Below are 16,876 nucleotides of genomic sequence, written 5' to 3' on the forward strand. Positions count from 1 at the left end.
GCCAGCATGCCGGGCCGAGGCCCGCAGGCAGCGGGCCCTCCAGCGCCGGGCTGCCCTCCCGGGGGCTGCACGAGTTTCATGCCGCAGCCGCCGATGCGGTCAGCCTGTCCGGGCTGGCGCTCGGGCTTGCGGCCCAGTCCGGCCCGCCGGCGTCCGCTGCTGCATGTCGGGCGCAGCCTGGCCGAGGGCGAGACCGGCCCGCTGCATGGCATGGGTCTGGCCGAATTCGGCCTTGATCCGGCCCGCCTCTTGCCGGTCCGCCTGCGTGATCCCGTGGCCGTGCTGCAGGCCGCGCTGGAGGGGGCTGCCTGCGCGGCGCTGGACGCGGTGATCGTCGAGCTGTGGGGCGAGGTCCGGGCCTATGACCTGACCGCCAGCCGCCGTCTGGCGCTCGCCGCCCGCAATTCCGGCGTGCCCGTGTTCGTGCTGCGGGTGGGTGCTGCCGCTGTGGCAAGCGCTGCGGAAACCCGCTGGCAGGTACGCGCGCTGCCCTCGGTTGCCCTTGCGGCCAATGCGCCGGGACGTCCGGCCTTCGACCTGACCCTTCTGCGGGCCCGCAACGGCCAGGAGGGCCTGCGCTATCATGTGGAGTGGGATCGTGCTCTCTCAAAACTCGTCTCCCGGCCGCTCACCGGCATTGCCCCGGACCGCGACCTCGAAACCGGCTCCAGCGCCGCAGCCCGACGCCGGGCGGCGCTACCTGGCGCTGTGGTTTCCCTTCCTGTCGACCGACAGGGCACGCCGCCATCAGGTCCGCAGCGGCGCGGCCGGCTGACACGCGTCCCTTCGTGCTGGTCGAGAAGGCGCGCGGGGCGCTGCGTCTTGCCGCGCTCGACGCCAATGCCGCGCGGCTTGGCCTGCGCACCGGCATGGCGCTGACGGAGGCGCGTGCCGTCCTGCCGGGTCTCCTCACTGGCGAGGCGGCCCCGGAGGCGGATGCGGATCTTCTGGCCGCCGCCGCCTCGGCCTGCGAGATGTTCACCCCGCTTCTGGCCCTGAGGGGCAACGAGGGGCTCTTGCTCGACATCACCGGCTGCGCCCATCTCTTCGGCGGCGAGGTCGGGCTTGGAACCCGGGCGACGCGCCGGCTGCAGCGGCTGGGGCTCACTGTCCGCGCCGCCATTGCCGGCACGCCGCAGGCGGCCTGGGCGCTGGCGCGGGAAAAGCCGGGAACGGTCACCCGGCCCGGTCCGGAGGAGGAGGCCCTGCTGCGCGGCCTGCCTCTTGCCGTGCTCGAACAGGATGCGGAGACCACGCTGGCGCTGCAGCGCGCCGGGTTCCGCAGCCTGGGCGATCTGGACGAGCGGCCCTCGCACATGCTGTCCGCCCGCTTCGGGGAGGCCTTGCCGGCTGCGCTGCGCCGGGTGCTGGGGCGCGAGGACCTGCGCCTCACGCCCTTGCGCCTGCCGCCCGAAATCATGGCGGAGAAGCATTTTCCCGAGCCGGTCACCGGTCTCGAAGCGCTGCTTGAGGCGCTGCGCACGCTCGCCGGCGATGCCATGGCCGCGCTGGAGCGGCGCGGGGCGGGCGGGCGCGCCTTCGAGGCGGCCTTCTTCCGCAGCGACGGCGAGGTGCGCCGGGTCAGTCTCGAAACCGCGCAGGGCCTGCGCGATGCGGTCCGGCTGGTGCGCCTTCTGGAACTGCGCATTGATGCCCTCGCCGATCCGCTCGACCCCGGTTTCGGCTTCGACGCCCTGCGCCTCGCCGTCCTGCGCAGCGATCCGCTCACCCCGCAGCAGGCGCAGCTCGACGGCTCCAGCGTCGCTGCCGCCGAGGCGGCGGAGGTCGCGGCCCTCGTTGACCGGTTGATGGCCCGCTTTGGCCGCGAGGCCGTGCAACGCCATGTGGCCCGTGACACGCATGATCCGGCGCTCGCCGCCGCCGTGGTGCCCTACCTGTCGGCGGCGGTAAGCGCCTCCTGGGAGCTTGCCGCCCCGGGAGGCGGGGAGGAGCAGGTGCCCCTGCGCCCGCTCACCCTGTTCCGCCAGCCGCAGCCGATCGAGGTCATGGCCGAGGTGCCGGACAGTCCGCCGCTCCGGTTCCGCTGGCGCCATGTGCTGCATGAGGTGACGCGGGCCGAAGGGCCGGAGCGGATCGCGCCGGACTGGTGGCGCCTGCCGCTTCTGCCGGGTGCGCAGCACCTCGCGCCGGTACCCGTGACGCGGGACTATTACCGGGTGGAGGATGCCCGGGGCCTGCGCTTCTGGCTGTTCCGCGAAGGCTTCTACGAGGATCCGGCCGCACCGCCGCGCTGGTTCCTGCACGGGCTGTTCGCATGAGCCGTTCCGCCCCGGCCCGTCTCCCGCTGCACGGCGCCTATGCCGAGCTGGCGGCGGCGACGAATTTCTCCTTCCTGCAAGGGGCCTCGCCGGCGGCGGATCTGGTGCTGACCAGCCTGCTGCTGGGCCACACCGGGCTTGGCATTGCCGATCGCAACACGGTGGCCGGCGTGGTCCGGGCCTGGGGCACCTTGCGCGAGCTGCGCGAGGGCGGCGCGCTGCCGCCGCTCAAGCTGCGCCAGGGCGGCAGTCCGGGCGATTACCGCATCGAGCTGCGGCCCCTCGTTCCCGGCGGTGAGGATGCGGCGCTGCGGGCAGAGGTCCAGGCCCGCGCGCAGCGCTTCAGGCTCGTGACCGGGGCCCGGCTCTGCTTTGCCGACGGCACGCCGGACATCGTCACCTATCCGCAGCACCGTGCCGGCTGGGCCCGGCTCTGCCGCCTCCTGACCACCGGCAACCGCCGCGCGGTGAAGGGCTCCTGCCACCTGACGCTCGACGATCTGCTCGAGGATCCCGCCGGCTTGCTCTTCCTCGTCATGCCCGGCCGCCCGCTCGAGCCGGCGCTGGCGCAGGTCCTGGTAAGCTCGAGGCGGCCGCGCCGGGCGCTGTCTGGCTCGGGGCGGCCATGCCGCGCCGGGGCGATGACCGCCATGCGGCTGGCAGCCCTGGGCGCCCTTGCCGACCAGGCCGGCGTGAAGCTTCTGGCCACCAATGACGTGCTTTATGCCGATCCGCAGCAGCGCCCGCTGCAGGACATCCTCACCTGCATCCGCCTTGGCCGCACGCTGGAAAATGCCGGCCGGCTGCTGGAGGCCAATGCCGAGCGCCACCTCAAGCACGCGGCCGAGATGGCCCGCCTCTTTGCCGACCACCCGTCCGCCCTCCTCGAAACGCAGCGTCTTCTCGCCCGTGTGGAGTTCGACCTTGGCCAGCTCAGCTACCAGTATCCCGACGAGCCGGTGCCGGCCGGCTGGCAGGCGCAGTCCTGGCTGGAGGAACTGACCTTCCGCCATGCGGCCGGGCGCTACCCGGCGGGCATTCCGCCCAAGGTCGAGCGGCTCCTGCACCAGGAGCTGGCGCTCATCGCCAAGCTCAACTACGCGCCGTATTTCCTCACCATCCATGACATCGTCCAGGTGGCGCGCGAGAAGGGCATCCTCTGCCAGGGGCGCGGCTCGGCGGCCAATTCCGCCGTCTGCTATGTGCTGGGCATCACCTCGGTCGATCCGGCCGAGCACAATGTCCTCTTCGCCCGCTTCATCTCCGAGGAGCGCAAGGAGCCGCCGGACATCGACGTCGACTTCGAGCACGAGCGGCGCGAGGAGGTGATCCAGCACATCTATGCCCGCTATGGCCGCGAGCGCGCAGGTCTGGCCGCCACCGTCATCCACTACCGGCCGAAGAGCGCCATCCGCGAGGTCGGCAAGGTGCTGGGGTTGCCGGAGGACGTGACCACGGCTCTGTCCGGTACCCAGTGGGGCAGCTGGGGCTCCGACATCACACGAAACCAGGTGCGCCAGGCCGGGCTTGATCCCGACAATCCGCTCATCGCGAGGGCGGTGGATTTTGCCCGCCGCCTCATCGGCTTTCCCCGCCACCTGTCGCAGCATGTCGGCGGCTTCGTGCTGACGCGTGACCGGCTGGACGAGCTGGTGCCCGTCGGCAACGCCGCCATGGCGGACCGCACCTTCATCGAGTGGGACAAGGACGACATCGACATGCTCGGCCTGATGAAGGTCGACGTGCTGGCCCTCGGCATGCTCACCTGCATCCGCAAGGCCTTCGAGCTGCTCAAGGATCACGAGCGCCTCGACATGACGCTCGCCGATGTGCCGCAGGACGACCGGGCCACCTATGACATGCTGTGCAAGGGCGATTCCATCGGCGTCTTCCAGGTGGAGAGCCGGGCGCAGATCAACATGCTGCCGCGCCTGAAGCCGCGCGTGTTCTACGATCTCGTCATCCAGGTCGCCATCGTCCGGCCCGGGCCGATCCAGGGCAACATGGTACATCCCTACCTGAAGCGGCGCTCCGGCGAGGAGGCCGTGGTCTTTCCCTCGCCCGCACCCGAACACGGACCGGCGGACGAGCTGCATCAGGTGCTGGGCAAGACCAAGGGTGTGCCGCTGTTCCAGGAACAGGCGATGCAGCTCGCCATGGTCGCGGCGAAGTTCTCCGATGTGGAGGCCAACCAGCTGCGCCGCGCCATGGCGACGTTCCGCAATGTCGGCACCATCGGTGAGTTCGAGGGACTGATGGTCGAGCGCATGGTGGCGCGCGGCTATGACCGGGAGTTTGCCGAAAACTGCTTCCGCCAGATCCAGGGCTTCGGCTCCTACGGCTTTCCCGAAAGCCACGCCGCCTCCTTTGCCAAGCTGGTCTATGTCTCGTCCTGGCTGAAGTGCCATCACCCGGCGATCTTTGCCTGCGCCCTGCTCAACTCCCAGCCGATGGGCTTCTACGCCCCGGCGCAGATCGTGCGCGACGCGCAGGAGCACGGCGTCGAGGTGCGGGCCGTCGATGTCAACGAGAGCTACTGGGACAACACGCTGGAGCGCGGCCGCGACGGCCGGCTCGCCCTGCGTCTCGGCTTCCGCCAGGCGGAGGGCATTCACGAGGCGGAGGCCCGTCGTCTCGTCGCCGCGCGCCAGAACGGCTTTGCCGTGGTGGAGGACGTGGCGCGGCGGGCCCGGCTCTATGGCCTAGCCAATGCGCGCGCTGGCCGATGCCGATGCCTTCGGCTCGATCGGGCTCGACCGGCGCTCGGCCCTGTGGGAGGTCCGCCGCCTGCCGCAGGATGACCCGCTGCCGCTCTTTGCCGCCGTCGATGCGCGCGAGCTGGGCGCGGAAGCCGATGCCGCCTTGCCGCGCATGGCGCTGGGCGAGCAGGTGGCGACCGACTACCAGACCCTGCGCCTGTCGCTGAAGGCGCATCCCATGCTGCTTCTGCGCGAGCGGCTGGCGCGGGAGGGGGTCTGCAGCGCGGCCGAGACCTGCCGCCGGGCCGAAGGGCGCTTCACCCGCATGGCCGGGCTCGTGCTGGTGCGCCAGCGCCCGGGCAAGGGCAATGCCATCTTCATCACGCTGGAGGACGAGACCGGCATCGTCAACTGCGTGCTCTGGGCGCGCCGGTTCGAGGCCCTGCGCGGGGCCGTCATGGGCTCACGGCTGATGCTGGTGGAGGGCCGGGTGCAGCGTTCCGCCGAGGGGGTGATCCATCTCATGCTGAGCAATGTCATCGACCGCAGCGCCCTGCTCGGCACCCTGTGGACGGCCGAAGCCCCCGGCTCGGAGGTGATCCCGCCGCAGCCGCCGCGGTCGCAGGGTCCGGGCCGGCCGGTCCGACCCGCTGCCCACCCAACCTCAACGCTCGCCGTCCCGCCCCGCCACGTCCACCCCCGCGATGTCCGCATCCTGCCTAAAAGCCGGGACTTCCATTAGCGGGGGAGGCGATCCTCGCACTCCGGTCATGCTGCCAGAGCATGCAGCCGCGCCGCTGTCTCCGGGATCCGGGCAAGGCTCCGGTCAAGCCGGACGTTCCATTGCGGGCCGCGGCTGCGCAGGTCTTCCAGTGCCTCGGCCAGATCATCCGGCCGATCCTCCAGCAAGATCGCGATCAGGAACTCGGCCTGCCGCCGGTCTTTCCGGGACTTGAGGCTGTCCATGCCTTCCCGCCGCCGGTCGGCGACAATCAGCTTGTGCAGGGCAAAGCGTTCCGGCCTGGGGATCTGCACCAGCACGCCGGAGCGATACAGCACGGCAGCGGGGATGGGGCTCGCGATCAGGTAGTTCAGGTAATGCAGCGACTGGGCACTGACCCCGAGAGCTTCCAGCGGACGGATATCCTCCTCGGGACGGAAGGACGGGGTCAAGAACTCCACCAGCGTGTCGTTGCGGGTCTGCCGCCAGCGCCACACCTGGCCCGGCTCCAGGCTCGGCACCGGATCAAAGGCAAAGCCGGAAAGCACATCCTGCATCGAGGTGGACACCTGATCGTCCTGCGACAGGGACAGGGACAGCCGCTCGAAACTGGCAATGTCCATATCCTGCGTCATCGCCGTCTGGTCGAACCGGTAGCGGACCCCGAGTTCGCCCTCATAGAGACGGAAGGCGTGGGTGCCGATCACCGTGCCGCCAAGGCGGAACACGCCTGCGCCCGCCATCGCCGCCAGAAGGCTGCCCGTCGCGCCGTCCGTCCCGAGAAAGCCCTCCGCGCGCAGCAGCCGGATCAGCCGCGCCCGTTCCTTCTTGCGCGCGTCCGCCTCTTCCTTCAGCGCGCCATGCCGGGCAATCCGCGCCTGCAGGGCCTCGCTGTCTTCTCCGATGTAGCTTTTGCGCACGTCGGTGCCGACCCGGTAGGTGTCGTACCAGTAGGCCTTGCCGCCGCGGACGACACGCGTGGGCGTGCCCCGGATCCCGGCTACCGCCTCATCGAGCAGGGAGCGCAGGAGATCGTGGTAGGCAGCGTGGCTGATCGGAGAATGCCTGAGCATGGCGCGCGTGTTCAACGAATTGGATGTTCGTTGAACATATCACCATTTCCCATGTTCAACAAAAAATAACTTTCGTTGAACATGGGCGTTTCTCACTCCGCCCTTGCCGCGATGACCTCGACCTCGACGACGAAGTCCTCGCGCGTGAAGCCGCCGACGATCATCAGCGTCGAGGCGGGCGGGGGCAGGGCGGTGAACTCGTCCCGGGTCTTCATGTAGCCGGCCATGTGGTCGCGGGCCGTGACATAGGCGTTGATCCGCACGATGTCGGCCAGCGTCATGCCGGCCGCTTCCAGGATGTGCCGTATGTTGCCGAAGCACAGCCGGGTCTGGGCCTCGACGCCCGCCGGGATCACGTCATCGGCACCGATGCCAAGCTGGCCGGAGCAGAACACCAGCCTGTGTCCGACCGGCACCTCCATGGCATGGCTGTAGCGGGCAAAGGGCGGGCGGATTGTCGTCGGTGTCACGGCGCGGCTCATCATACGGGCCCAGTTCTGGTTGGTTGCGGTGCGAAGCAATAAATGCCTTGCGTTGCAGGCGCATGGCAAGAAACCTGACCGAAGGCTAGGGACGGATGCTGCGCTGCGCAAGGCGTGGGCATGCCGAAGTGAGTGGCATATGACTGGAAATTATGCACAGTTGACCAAGGGGCCACGGCACTTTTCCGCAGGTCCCGCGACAAGGGTGGCTGCAGCTTGCTGTGAGGCGAATATGGCACGTGCCTTGCAAAAGGTGTTCAGCGTGATTGCCTGAACCGCTCCCAGGGCCTGAGGAGGCACAGCGGCAGAGCTTTGACAAAAGCACACGGAGGCGGAAGACAACATGCGTATCATGACTTCTCTTGCAGGCCTGGGCGCCAGCCTGGCTTTCACCGCTGGCCTGACCGCCAGTGCTCTTGCTCTTGACGAAGTGAAATTCGGCACGAACTGGCTCGCCCAGGCCGAGCACGGCGGCTACTATCAGGCGGTCGCCGACGGCACCTACGAGAAATATGGCCTCAAGGTCGAGATCGTGCAGGGCGGGCCGCAGGCGGCCAACCGGGCGCTGCTGCTTGCCGGCAAGATCCAGTTCTACATGGCCGGCAACATGCTCCAGCCGCTCAGCGCGCTCGCGGAGGACATTCCGGTCCTGGAAGTTGCCGCCATCTTCCAGAAGGACCCGCAGGTCCTCATCGCCCATCCGGACACCGGCATCGACAAGTTCGAGGACCTCGCCAAACTGCCGACCATCTTCATGGGAACGGACGGCTTTGCGTCCTACTTCCAGTGGATGAAATCCGCCTATCCGGGCTTCAAGGATGAGCAGTACAAGCCCTATGCCTTCAATCCGGGTCCGTTCCTCGCTGACAAGCAGTCGGCGCAGCAGGGCTACATCACGTCCGAGCCCTATGGCATCGAGAAGGAGGGTGGCTTCAAGCCAAAACTCTTCCTGCTCGCGGATGCCGGCTTCGAGACCTATTCCACGCTGATCGAGGCGCGGAAGGACTATGTGGAAGGCAATAAGGACCTCACCCAGCGCTTTGTCGATGCCACCATCGAAGGCTGGTACAATTATCTCTATGGCGACAACAAGGCTGCCAACGACTTGATCAAGAAGGACAATCCGGAGATGACGGATGACCAGATCGCCTTCTCGATCGCCACGATGAAGTCCTTTGGCCTGGTTGAATCCGGCGAGGCTCTGGACAAGGGCATCGGCTGCATGACCGACGCCAAGCAGCAGGCCTTCTATGACGCAATGGTCAAGTCGGGCGTCCTCAAGGAAGGCATCGACGTCAAGCAGATCTACACGACCGAGTTCGTCTGCAAGGGCGTCGGCATGAACCTGAAGAAGTGAGATGATGTGAGCTCCGGCGGGGATTCGATCCGCCGGAGCTGCCTTTGCCTCCCTCGCTTTTGGTCAACCGGAGCCCGAGCGTCTCATGTCCGCAGTTCCTGAAGCCTCCCGCCCGGCTGCCGCCGGGCCGGTGATGGCGTCATCCCGTCCGCTTGTCCGTCTAAGCGGTGTCTCGAAAACATTCTCCAACGGCACCATCGCCCTCAAGGACATGACCCTTGATGTGGGGCAGGGCGAATTCATCAGTCTTCTCGGCCCCTCCGGCTGCGGCAAGTCCACAGCCCTGCGCATCATTGCCGGGCTGGGCGAGACCTCTTCCGGCAGCCTCGACTGGCCAACCTCCGAGCACAATGCGGTCGGTCAGCCGGAGCCTGAAATCAGCTTTGTCTTCCAGGAGCCGACGCTGATGCCCTGGGCCACCGTGTTCGAGAATGTCTGGCTGCCGCTGCGCCTCAAGGGCGCGTCGCGCAAGGCCGCAGACGAACCGGTGATGGAGGCGTTGTCGATGGTCGGTCTGGATCAGTTTCGCGATGCCTATCCGCGCGAGCTGTCAGGCGGCATGAAGATGCGGGTCTCCATCGCACGCGCTCTGGTCACCCGGCCGAAGCTGCTCCTGATGGACGAGCCCTTTGCCGCCCTCGACGAGATCACCCGCTTCAAGCTCAACAATGATCTTCTTCGCCTGTGGGAACGCTTTGGCTGGACCGTGCTCTTCGTGACGCACTCTGTCTACGAAAGCGTCTATCTCTCCAGCCGGATCGTCGTCATGGCGGCGCGTCCCGGGCGTGTGGTCAGTGACCTGCGCATCGATGCGCCTTACCCGCGGGACGAGGATTTCCGCACCTCTCCCGTTTACAATGACTATTGCCGTCAGGCATCGGCCGCGCTGCACGCCGCCATGGATGCGAGGGACCATCTATGACCCTGCTTGATCCTGCAAAGGCCGGGTCCGCTCCCGGCCCAAAGTCTGGCCCAATGTCTGGCCCGAAAACGGGTGCCGTGCTCGCCTCTGCCGATACCCCGCCCTTGCCCGTCCGCTCCGATGATCTGGCCGAACGGCTGCTGCGTCTTGCCATTCCCGCGTTGATGCTCGGGCTGCTGGTGGTGGTCTGGGCCTGGTATGTCGCGGCCTATCAGGTGCCGCATTACATCCTGCCAAGCCCGGCACGCGTGGCGCAGTCGCTCGTCAACGACTGGCCGATCCTTTCGGCGGCGCTTCTGGTGACGCTGAAGATCACCTTCATGGCGCTGGGTCTTGCCCTCATCGGCGGCGTTGGCCTCGCCATCCTCATGACCCAGTCGCGCTGGGTCGAGCTTGCGATCTACCCCTATGCGGTCATCCTGCAGGTGACACCGATCGTGGCCATCGCGCCGCTGATCCTGATCTATGCCCCGACGACGCAGACGGCCCTGCTCATCTGCGCCTTCATTGTCGCCTTCTTTCCTGTCCTGTCCAACACGACGCAAGGGCTGAAGTCGACGGATCACAACCTGCTCAACCTGTTCGAGATGTATGGCGCCAGCCGCTGGCAAACCCTGCGCTATCTCAAGCTCCCTGCCGCCTTGCCTTACTTTCTCGCCGGGTTGAAGATCGCCGGCGGCCTGGCGCTCATTGCCGCCGTGGTGGCCGAGTTTGCCGCCGGTTCTGCCGGTGCCCAGTCGGGCCTCGCCTACCGGCTGCTGGAATCCCAGTTCCGCCTCAACATTCCCCGCCTGTTTGCGGCCCTGCTGCTCTTGTCCCTGACGGGCGTCGTCATTTTTGCGCTCACCAGCGCGATTTCCCACCTTCTGTTGCGCCGGTGGCATGAAAGTGCCATCCGCCGGGAGAATTGAGAGATGAGCGAAGTCCTCGCTGTTCCCATTCGCGGCACCGCCTGTCTCAGGCAGGCGCGCGTTCCCGCCGCGCTTTTGCCGGTAGCCGTGGCCGGGCCTGATCCTGCCGCCCTCATTCTGGTCGATATCGAGTTCGAAAACGGTTCGATCCTGTCGATCACGCCCGCCGGCAGCCGTGCACCGGTCTGTGGTGATTACAGTTATGATCTCGACGGCGGCCTCGTCCTGCCAACCCTCGTCGACATGCACACCCATCTCGACAAGGGGCATATCAGCCCGCGCCAGCCCAATCCGGATGGCACCTTCATGGGGGCGCTCACCGCGGTTGGCGCGGATCGCACCGCCAACTGGACTGCAGAGGATGTGCGCGCCCGCATGGAGTTCTCGCTCCGCTGCGCCTTTGCCCATGGCACGTCGCTCATCCGCACACACCTCGACAGCATCCCGCCGCAGGAGAGCATTTCCTGGCCCGTGTTCGAGGAAGTGCGTGCCGACTGGCGCGAGCGGATCGACCTGCAGGCCGCATGCCTGTTTGGCATAGACCGGCTGGACACGGATGACGGGTTCCTGACCGCCATTGCCGACAGGGTCGCAGCGGCGCGGGGCGTGCTGGGCGCCGTCACCTACATGATCCCGCGTCTTGACGAACACCTCGATGCAATGATGGTGGCCGCCTCGGATCGCGGCCTCGACCTGGACTTCCACGCCGACGAGACCGGCGACTGCAACGCCCGCACCCTGCATCACATTGCCGAGGCCGCCATTCGCAATGGCTTCGAGGGCCGGATCGTCGTTGGTCATTGCTGCTCGCTAGCCCGCCAGCAGCCAGACGAGATCGACCGCACGCTGGATCTGGTCGCAAAGGCCGGGCTCGGCATCGTCTCGTTGCCCATGTGCAATATGTATCTTCAGGACCGGCAGGCCGGCCGCACGCCGCGCTGGCGCGGGGTCACCCTGCTGCATGAGATGAAAGCGCGGGGCATTGCCGTTGCCGTCTCGTCCGACAACACGCGCGATCCCTTCTACGCCTATGGCGATCTCGATCTGGTCGAGGTCTACACCCAGGCAACCCGCATCCTGCAGCTGGATCATCCGGTCGGCGACTGGATCCGCACTGTCAGCACCACCCCGGCCGAGCTGCTCGGCCGCCCGGAACAGGGCCGCCTCAGGGAGGGCGCTCCCGCCAATCTGATGCTGTTCCGCGCCCGCGACTGGAGCGAACTGCTGGCCCGCCCGTCCGGCCCGCGCACCGTCATCCGCTCCGGCCGATCCATCGACCGGACCTTGCCCGATTACCGTGAACTGGACGCCGTCCTTGCGGCGCGTCCCAAAGCCCTGGCCAAAGCCTTGGCAGGAGTTGCCTGATGAGCGCTATCGACACCCTGAAGTCCGAGCTGGCCGGCCTTGCCATCGAGGACAATCCGCAGATCGTTAAGCAGAAGAGCCGTGACTTCTTCTGGTACTCGCCGGTGCTGAAACAGCAGCTCGATCACGTCACCGGCGACCTCGTCGTGACGCCAAGGTCCGAGGCCGAGGTCATCCGGGTGCTGAAGGCCTGCTATGCCCTCGACATTCCGGTCACGACGCGCGGCGCCGGCACCGGCAACTATGGCCAGGCCATGCCCCTGTCGGGCGGCGTCATCCTCAACCTGGCTGAAATGAACCGTATCCTGTCGGTTCGCCCGGGCGTTGTCGTGGCCGAAGCCGGCGCGATCATCTCCAAGATTGACGAGGAAACCCGCGCCCATTCCGGTCAGGAGTTGCGCCTGCATCCCTCGACCTATCGCACCGCGACCATCGGCGGCTTCATCGCTGGCGGATCTGGCGGGGTCGGCTCCATTTCCTGGGGCGGCCTCAGGGATCTCGGCAATGTGCTGGGCCTCAAGGTCATCACCATGGAAGCCGAACCGCGGGTGCTGCATCTCAAGGGCGCGGACCTGTCCAAGGTCATGCACGCCTATGGCACCAACGGCGTGATCACCGAGGTCGAGATGCCGCTGACCTCGGCCTATGACTGGGTCGATGTCATCGTTGGCTTCGACGACTTCATGGATGGCGTCGTCTATGCCGATGCGCTGGCCAATCAGGATGGCATCCTGCTGAAACAGCTTGCTCCCATCGCCGCGCCGCTGCCGCATGAGTATTTTCTCCGGCACCAGAAGTTCATCCGCAAGGACCAGTCGGTCGTGGTGATCATGGTCGCGCCTTTCGCGATGGATGCCTTCGCCACCTTCACGGCTTCGCATGGCCGCGCCTCGATCCTCTATCGCTCTGACGAGGCAGACGAGGCGACGCTGAAGACCTTGCCTCCGGCTTATGAACTTGCGTGGAACCACACCACCCTGCGCGGCCTGCGCGTCGATCCGGCCATTACCTATCTGCAGGTTCTCTATCCCTATCCGGACCAGGTGGCCAAAGTCCGCAAGATGACCGAACTCTTCGGCGACGAGGTGCCGGGCCATCTGGAGTTCGTGCGCTTTGATGGCAAGATCACCTGCTTCGGCCTGCCGGTCGTGCGCTACACCACGGAGGCAAGGCTCGACGAGATCATCCGCTTGCACGAGGAGGCAGGCTGCCCGATCTTCAACCCGCATCGTTACACGCTGGAAGAAGGCGGCATGAAGCAGACGGATGCGGTTCAGCTCGCCTTCAAGCGCGAGGCCGATCCCAAGGGTCTGCTCAATCCGGGCAAGATGATCGCGTGGGAAGATCCGTCCTACGATTTCACCTCCGGCAAGGTCTTCCTGTTCTCAGGCCTCACCCCGGCCTGACCCTTCGGTCCGGTCCCGTCAGACGGCCGCCCTGGGTCCCGCCGGATCCGGGCCGTCCCTGACGGCTGGCCGCAGCAGTGCCTTGCTCCCCGCAAGGCCGAGTCGAGAATGATCCCGCCTGGAGTGGTCTGATGAAAGTGCTCCTGCTCTATGCGCATCCGGTCGAGACCAGTTTCGCCGCGGCCCTGCATGCCGAGGTGCGCGGGGCGCTCGAACGCGCCGGACATGAGGTGGACGACTGCGATCTTTACGCCGAGGGCTTCGATCCGCGCCTGACGCGGGAAGAGCGGCTCGGTTATCACGACCTGGAACACAACCGGGACAGCGTTGCGCCTTACGTGCAGCGGCTTCTGGCCGCCGAAGCGCTGGTCCTCGTGCATCCGGTGTGGAATTTTGGCTATCCCGCAATCCTCAAGGGCTTCTTTGACCGGGTGTTCCTGCCCGGCGTGTCCTTCCGGATGGAAAACGGCAAGGTCGTGCCGGCGCTCGCCAACATCCGCAAGCTGGCCATCGTCACCACTTATGGCGGCTCGCGGCTGAGGGCCTTCCTTGTTGGTGATCCGCCGCGCAAGCTCGGCACCCGCGTTCTGCGGGCCGTCATCCATCCCCTCGCTCGCATGCGCTATCTCGCGCTCTACGACATGAACCGGGCAACCGATGCGGCCCGGTCCGCCTTTCTCATGAAAGTCCGCAAGACAATGGAGGTCTTCTGAACATGCGGGTGCTGGTTGTCTATTGCCATCCCTGCCCGGAAAGTTTCAACGCCGCCGTAAAGGAAACCGTGCTCTCGACGCTTGTGTCGTCCGGGCATGAGCTCCGGGTCATTGACCTTTATGGCGAGAATTTCCAGCCTGCCATGGGTGCAGACGAGCGGCGGGGCTATCACGACGAGGGTGACAACGTGCGCCCTGTCGAGCGCCACGTCGAGGCGATCCTGTGGTGCGAGATGATCACCTTCGTCTACCCGACCTGGTGGTTCGGCCTGCCGGCCATGCTGAAGGGTTGGCTCGACCGGGTCTGGGTGCCGCATGTCACCTTCGAGATGCCGACCGAGACGACCGGCATGCGGCCGAAGATGCAGCACATCCGCAAGATTGCCGTGGTGACCACCTGCGGTGCGACCTGGTGGGTGTCCAAGCTGATGGGTGAGCCTGGCCGCAAGACGCTCCTGCGCGGCATGCGCGTCCTGTGTGCCCCCCGTTGCAAGACCCTTTATCTGGCTCACTACACGATGGACAGCTCGACACCGGCAAGCCGGGCGCAGTACCTTGAAAAGGTTCGCAGGAAACTTGCCCGGTTTTGAGCCGCCGCCACGCGGTTGTCATTTGACGGTTAAGGAACGCGGCTAGTGTCGCGACGAATCGCGCGGGACTGGGTTCCCGCGTGGTCGCAAGCTAGGCTTTGCCAACCGGCAGTGGAGTGATCGACGATGGCATTCAGTTACAAGAAGAGCGTGACTTTCCGTCTGCTGCAGGCGGCCAAGGCCCAGCGGGCTCGCTCAGGCGGTCATTTGATGCGCATTGGCCTGCACCCGGGGCAGGAACTGGTGCTGAAGGTTTTGTCCGACGTGGACGGCCGCACGATGAGCCAGCTGGCTCTCGCTCTCGGCGTGCAGCCGCCCACCGTCACCAAGATGGTGACCCGGCTGTCGGCCCAGGGTCTCGTTCGCCGTCAGGTTTCCGAGACCGATGGCCGTCTCGCCCGCGTTTTCCTCACTGATGAGGGCCGCGACCGGGTCCTGTCCGTGGACAAGGCCTGGAAGCGCCTTGAGAAGGAAGCGATCGCCGGTCTCGACGACAAGGATCGCAAGAAGCTGCGCAAGCTGCTGCGACAGATCGAGAAGAACCTGTCGCTGACCACCGAGATCGATCCGGAACTCGACAACGACACCGACGATCTCGACGACGATGCGCCGATCGCCACAGTGGTGCCGCTGGCTGTCGAGGCCTGAGACAGGTTTGCGGTCACAGCGTACCGCTTTTGCCCCGCAAGATCTTTCGGCTGCGCGGGGACAGGGCTAGTGTGAGACTCATCCGGTGGCCATTCTGCGCTGCCGGATGACCCGCCCTCCCGTCTGCGGACACAAGACCATGACCGAGCCTGTTACGCCGCCTGCGCCAACCGACCGCGAGGCAGCGGCGGAAAAGCGTTCGCAGCTCATTGCCATCGGCATGATCCTGCTGACCTGCCTGTGCTTTTCCATCCTGGATGCCACCGCCAAGTATCTGACCACCTACAGCCATCTGCCGCCCTTGCAGATTGTCTGGTTGCGCTTCGTCAGCCATCTGGTCATCGCCTTCTTCATGTTCCGCATGTGGGCGCATCCGGAGATTTTCCGCACCGACCGTCCGTGGCTGCAGTTCGTTCGCGGCCTGACCATGCTCGGCACCACCTCGTTCAACTTCCTGGCCGTGCAGTACCTGCAGCTGGCCGAAACCATGTCGATCTTCTTTGCCGGTCCCATTGTCGTCACCGCACTCGCAGGGCCGTTGCTCGGCGAATGGGCCGGCATCCGGCGCTGGGTGGCAATCTTCGTTGGCTTCATCGGCGTGCTGATCATCGTCCAGCCGGGCAGCGGGGCAATGCACTGGGCGGTGATCTATTCCGTCGCCTCGATGCTGTGCTACGCGCTCTATGCGCTCATGACACGCATGCTGACCGCGACCAACTCCACTATCGGCATGCTGGTCATCCCCGCCGTCATCTCGTCCATCGCCATGACCGGGCCTGGGCTCGCCGTCTGGGTCAATCCGCCGGACCTGTTCCACTGGGTGCTGCTGCTGTCGACCGGTGTCTGGGGTGGCCTTGGCCACTGGATCTTCATCGCAGCGCACCGCCGCGCGCCCGCACCGCTTCTGGCGCCTTTCACCTATCTGCAGATCATCTGGATGATCGGACTTGGCTTCCTGGTGTTCGGCGACATTCCCGGCAGCTCCACCATCATCGGCGCCAGCGTCGTCGTCGCCTCCGGGCTCTACATTCTCTATCGTGAGCAGGTGGTGAAGAAGAGGTGAGCTGATCGTCCCTTCTGGAGTTGACGCGGCTGCCATCGCCTTGCCAAATGTCGCCACATTTCAGGCTTGCGCTTCGGGGGGCGAACATGCAGGCGGTTCGTAAGATGAATGACTTTGCGCAAGTCCGCTTCGGCTTCCTTGCCGTGCTTGTTCTCGGCCTCGGGATCCTGTCCGGCTGTCAGGCCATCAGTGAAGCTGAAAAGCCGCAGACCCCGTCGCAGGCTGCCGGCTTTGCACCGGGCACCGAGGAAGAATTCATGCTCGACATCGGCCGGCGCATCTTCTTTGCCGAAGGCGTGGCCGAGCTTGACGCGAAGGGTCGCGAGATCGCTCTGCGCCAGGCGGCATGGCTCAAGGCCAACCCGCGTTGGCTGGCGAAGATCCAGGGCCATGCCGATGAACCGGGCGGGGAGGCTGCCAACAAGCGCCTGTCTGAACGCCGCGCCAAGGCCGTCTACGACCTCCTGATCGCCGAGGGCGTCGAGGCGAAGCGGATCTGGATCAAGGGCTATGGCATCGAGCGGCCGGAGACGGACTGTGATCCTGCCGAGTGCACCCGGCTCAACCGGCGTGTTACCGTCAACCTGCGCGAAGAGTATGACGACACCGCGCCGCAGCGCTAAGGTTGCGGCATCGGTTGCACCGGC

Annotated in this window: 16 protein-coding genes; 14 read left to right on the forward strand and 2 right to left on the reverse strand. The window is 66.2% G+C overall.

What is annotated here, in order from left to right; all coding sequences use genetic code 11:
* Nucleotides 1–93: 93 nt before the first annotated feature.
* From OVA12_RS01620 to OVA12_RS01635, 4 genes are read left to right on the forward strand one after another with little or no spacing between them, the layout of a single operon-like run.
* Nucleotides 94–879 carry a hypothetical protein gene (locus OVA12_RS01620; protein WP_268133884.1) on the forward strand — a complete coding sequence of 262 codons (786 nt, stop codon included), beginning with the start codon at nucleotides 94–96 and terminating at the stop codon, nucleotides 877–879.
* Nucleotides 789–2,279 (forward strand): Y-family DNA polymerase, encoded by a 1,491-nt coding sequence (locus OVA12_RS01625; protein ID WP_268133885.1) that lies wholly within the window; start codon nucleotides 789–791, stop codon nucleotides 2,277–2,279. The genes OVA12_RS01620 and OVA12_RS01625 overlap by 91 nt, the downstream gene beginning before the upstream one ends.
* Nucleotides 2,276–5,080: an error-prone DNA polymerase gene (locus OVA12_RS01630; RefSeq protein WP_268133886.1), complete on the forward strand. Its 2,805-nt coding sequence runs from the start codon at nucleotides 2,276–2,278 to the stop codon at nucleotides 5,078–5,080. Before OVA12_RS01625 ends, OVA12_RS01630 begins: the two co-directional genes overlap by 4 nt.
* Nucleotides 4,989–5,720 carry an OB-fold nucleic acid binding domain-containing protein gene (locus tag OVA12_RS01635; RefSeq protein WP_268133887.1) on the forward strand — a complete coding sequence of 244 codons (732 nt, stop codon included), beginning with the start codon at nucleotides 4,989–4,991 and terminating at the stop codon, nucleotides 5,718–5,720. Before OVA12_RS01630 ends, OVA12_RS01635 begins: the two co-directional genes overlap by 92 nt.
* A gap of 26 nt (nucleotides 5,721–5,746) precedes the next feature.
* Here the strand turns inward: OVA12_RS01635 and OVA12_RS01640 are convergent, their stop codons facing one another.
* Both OVA12_RS01640 and OVA12_RS01645 read right to left on the reverse strand, forming a co-directional pair.
* Nucleotides 5,747–6,772: a nucleotidyltransferase family protein gene (locus tag OVA12_RS01640; RefSeq protein WP_268133888.1), complete on the reverse strand. Its 1,026-nt coding sequence runs from the start codon at nucleotides 6,770–6,772 to the stop codon at nucleotides 5,747–5,749.
* A 92-nt stretch (nucleotides 6,773–6,864) separates the two neighbouring features.
* Nucleotides 6,865–7,254, reverse strand: a complete 390-nt coding sequence (locus OVA12_RS01645; protein WP_268133889.1) for a RidA family protein — start codon at nucleotides 7,252–7,254, stop codon at nucleotides 6,865–6,867.
* Between the two features lie 352 nt (nucleotides 7,255–7,606).
* On the opposite strand from OVA12_RS01645, the gene OVA12_RS01650 reads away from it, so the two are divergent.
* The 10 genes from OVA12_RS01650 to OVA12_RS01695 all read left to right on the forward strand — a co-directional run bounded on the left by OVA12_RS01650 (nucleotide 7,607) and on the right by OVA12_RS01695 (nucleotide 16,852).
* Nucleotides 7,607–8,611 (forward strand): ABC transporter substrate-binding protein, encoded by a 1,005-nt coding sequence (locus OVA12_RS01650; RefSeq protein WP_442793837.1) that lies wholly within the window; start codon nucleotides 7,607–7,609, stop codon nucleotides 8,609–8,611.
* Between the two features lie 85 nt (nucleotides 8,612–8,696).
* Nucleotides 8,697–9,533, forward strand: coding sequence for an ABC transporter ATP-binding protein (locus OVA12_RS01655; RefSeq protein WP_268133891.1), 837 nt, complete (start codon nucleotides 8,697–8,699; stop codon nucleotides 9,531–9,533).
* Between the two features lie 53 nt (nucleotides 9,534–9,586).
* Nucleotides 9,587–10,444 carry an ABC transporter permease gene (locus OVA12_RS01660; RefSeq protein ID WP_268133892.1) on the forward strand — a complete coding sequence of 286 codons (858 nt, stop codon included), beginning with the start codon at nucleotides 9,587–9,589 and terminating at the stop codon, nucleotides 10,442–10,444.
* 3 nt (nucleotides 10,445–10,447) lie between these two features.
* Nucleotides 10,448–11,809, forward strand: a complete 1,362-nt coding sequence (locus OVA12_RS01665; protein WP_268133893.1) for a cytosine deaminase — start codon at nucleotides 10,448–10,450, stop codon at nucleotides 11,807–11,809.
* Nucleotides 11,809–13,215 carry an FAD-binding oxidoreductase gene (locus OVA12_RS01670; RefSeq protein ID WP_268133894.1) on the forward strand — a complete coding sequence of 469 codons (1,407 nt, stop codon included), beginning with the start codon at nucleotides 11,809–11,811 and terminating at the stop codon, nucleotides 13,213–13,215. Before OVA12_RS01665 ends, OVA12_RS01670 begins: the two co-directional genes overlap by 1 nt.
* 131 nt (nucleotides 13,216–13,346) lie before the next feature.
* Nucleotides 13,347–13,928, forward strand: a complete 582-nt coding sequence (locus OVA12_RS01675; protein WP_268133895.1) for an NAD(P)H-dependent oxidoreductase — start codon at nucleotides 13,347–13,349, stop codon at nucleotides 13,926–13,928.
* A 2-nt stretch (nucleotides 13,929–13,930) separates the two neighbouring features.
* Nucleotides 13,931–14,518: an NAD(P)H-dependent oxidoreductase gene (locus OVA12_RS01680; protein WP_268133896.1), complete on the forward strand. Its 588-nt coding sequence runs from the start codon at nucleotides 13,931–13,933 to the stop codon at nucleotides 14,516–14,518.
* Nucleotides 14,519–14,644: 126 nt separating this feature from the next.
* The gene (locus OVA12_RS01685; RefSeq protein WP_268133897.1) at nucleotides 14,645–15,166 is read left to right on the forward strand and encodes a MarR family winged helix-turn-helix transcriptional regulator; all 522 of its coding nucleotides are present in this window, start codon (nucleotides 14,645–14,647) and stop codon (nucleotides 15,164–15,166) included.
* A gap of 139 nt (nucleotides 15,167–15,305) precedes the next feature.
* A complete protein-coding gene (locus OVA12_RS01690; protein WP_268133898.1) occupies nucleotides 15,306–16,229 on the forward strand; it encodes a DMT family transporter in 924 nt (307 codons plus the stop codon).
* An 86-nt stretch (nucleotides 16,230–16,315) separates the two neighbouring features.
* Entirely contained in the window at nucleotides 16,316–16,852 is a 537-nt protein-coding gene (locus tag OVA12_RS01695) for an OmpA family protein (RefSeq protein ID WP_268133899.1), read from the forward strand.
* Nucleotides 16,853–16,876 lie beyond the last annotated feature (24 nt).

Origin of the sequence: Pannonibacter sp. SL95 (assembly GCF_026672425.1) — a bacterium.
Taxonomy (GTDB): domain Bacteria; phylum Pseudomonadota; class Alphaproteobacteria; order Rhizobiales; family Stappiaceae; genus Pannonibacter.

Coding starts and splice junctions, on each gene's coding strand:
- OVA12_RS01620 (WP_268133884.1), top strand. CDS start 94: ATGCGGTCAGCCTGTCCGGGCTGGCGCTCGGGCTTGCGGCCCAGTCCG.
- OVA12_RS01630 (WP_268133886.1), top strand. CDS start 2,276: ATGAGCCGTTCCGCCCCGGCCCGTCTCCCGCTGCACGGCGCCTATGCC.
- OVA12_RS01635 (WP_268133887.1), top strand. CDS start 4,989: ATGCGCGCGCTGGCCGATGCCGATGCCTTCGGCTCGATCGGGCTCGAC.
- OVA12_RS01640 (WP_268133888.1), bottom strand. CDS start 6,772: ATGCTCAGGCATTCTCCGATCAGCCACGCTGCCTACCACGATCTCCTG.
- OVA12_RS01645 (WP_268133889.1), bottom strand. CDS start 7,254: ATGAGCCGCGCCGTGACACCGACGACAATCCGCCCGCCCTTTGCCCGC.
- OVA12_RS01650 (WP_442793837.1), top strand. CDS start 7,607: ATGACTTCTCTTGCAGGCCTGGGCGCCAGCCTGGCTTTCACCGCTGGC.
- OVA12_RS01655 (WP_268133891.1), top strand. CDS start 8,697: ATGTCCGCAGTTCCTGAAGCCTCCCGCCCGGCTGCCGCCGGGCCGGTG.
- OVA12_RS01660 (WP_268133892.1), top strand. CDS start 9,587: ATGTCTGGCCCGAAAACGGGTGCCGTGCTCGCCTCTGCCGATACCCCG.
- OVA12_RS01665 (WP_268133893.1), top strand. CDS start 10,448: ATGAGCGAAGTCCTCGCTGTTCCCATTCGCGGCACCGCCTGTCTCAGG.
- OVA12_RS01670 (WP_268133894.1), top strand. CDS start 11,809: ATGAGCGCTATCGACACCCTGAAGTCCGAGCTGGCCGGCCTTGCCATC.
- OVA12_RS01675 (WP_268133895.1), top strand. CDS start 13,347: ATGAAAGTGCTCCTGCTCTATGCGCATCCGGTCGAGACCAGTTTCGCC.
- OVA12_RS01680 (WP_268133896.1), top strand. CDS start 13,931: ATGCGGGTGCTGGTTGTCTATTGCCATCCCTGCCCGGAAAGTTTCAAC.
- OVA12_RS01685 (WP_268133897.1), top strand. CDS start 14,645: ATGGCATTCAGTTACAAGAAGAGCGTGACTTTCCGTCTGCTGCAGGCG.
- OVA12_RS01690 (WP_268133898.1), top strand. CDS start 15,306: ATGACCGAGCCTGTTACGCCGCCTGCGCCAACCGACCGCGAGGCAGCG.
- OVA12_RS01695 (WP_268133899.1), top strand. CDS start 16,316: ATGCAGGCGGTTCGTAAGATGAATGACTTTGCGCAAGTCCGCTTCGGC.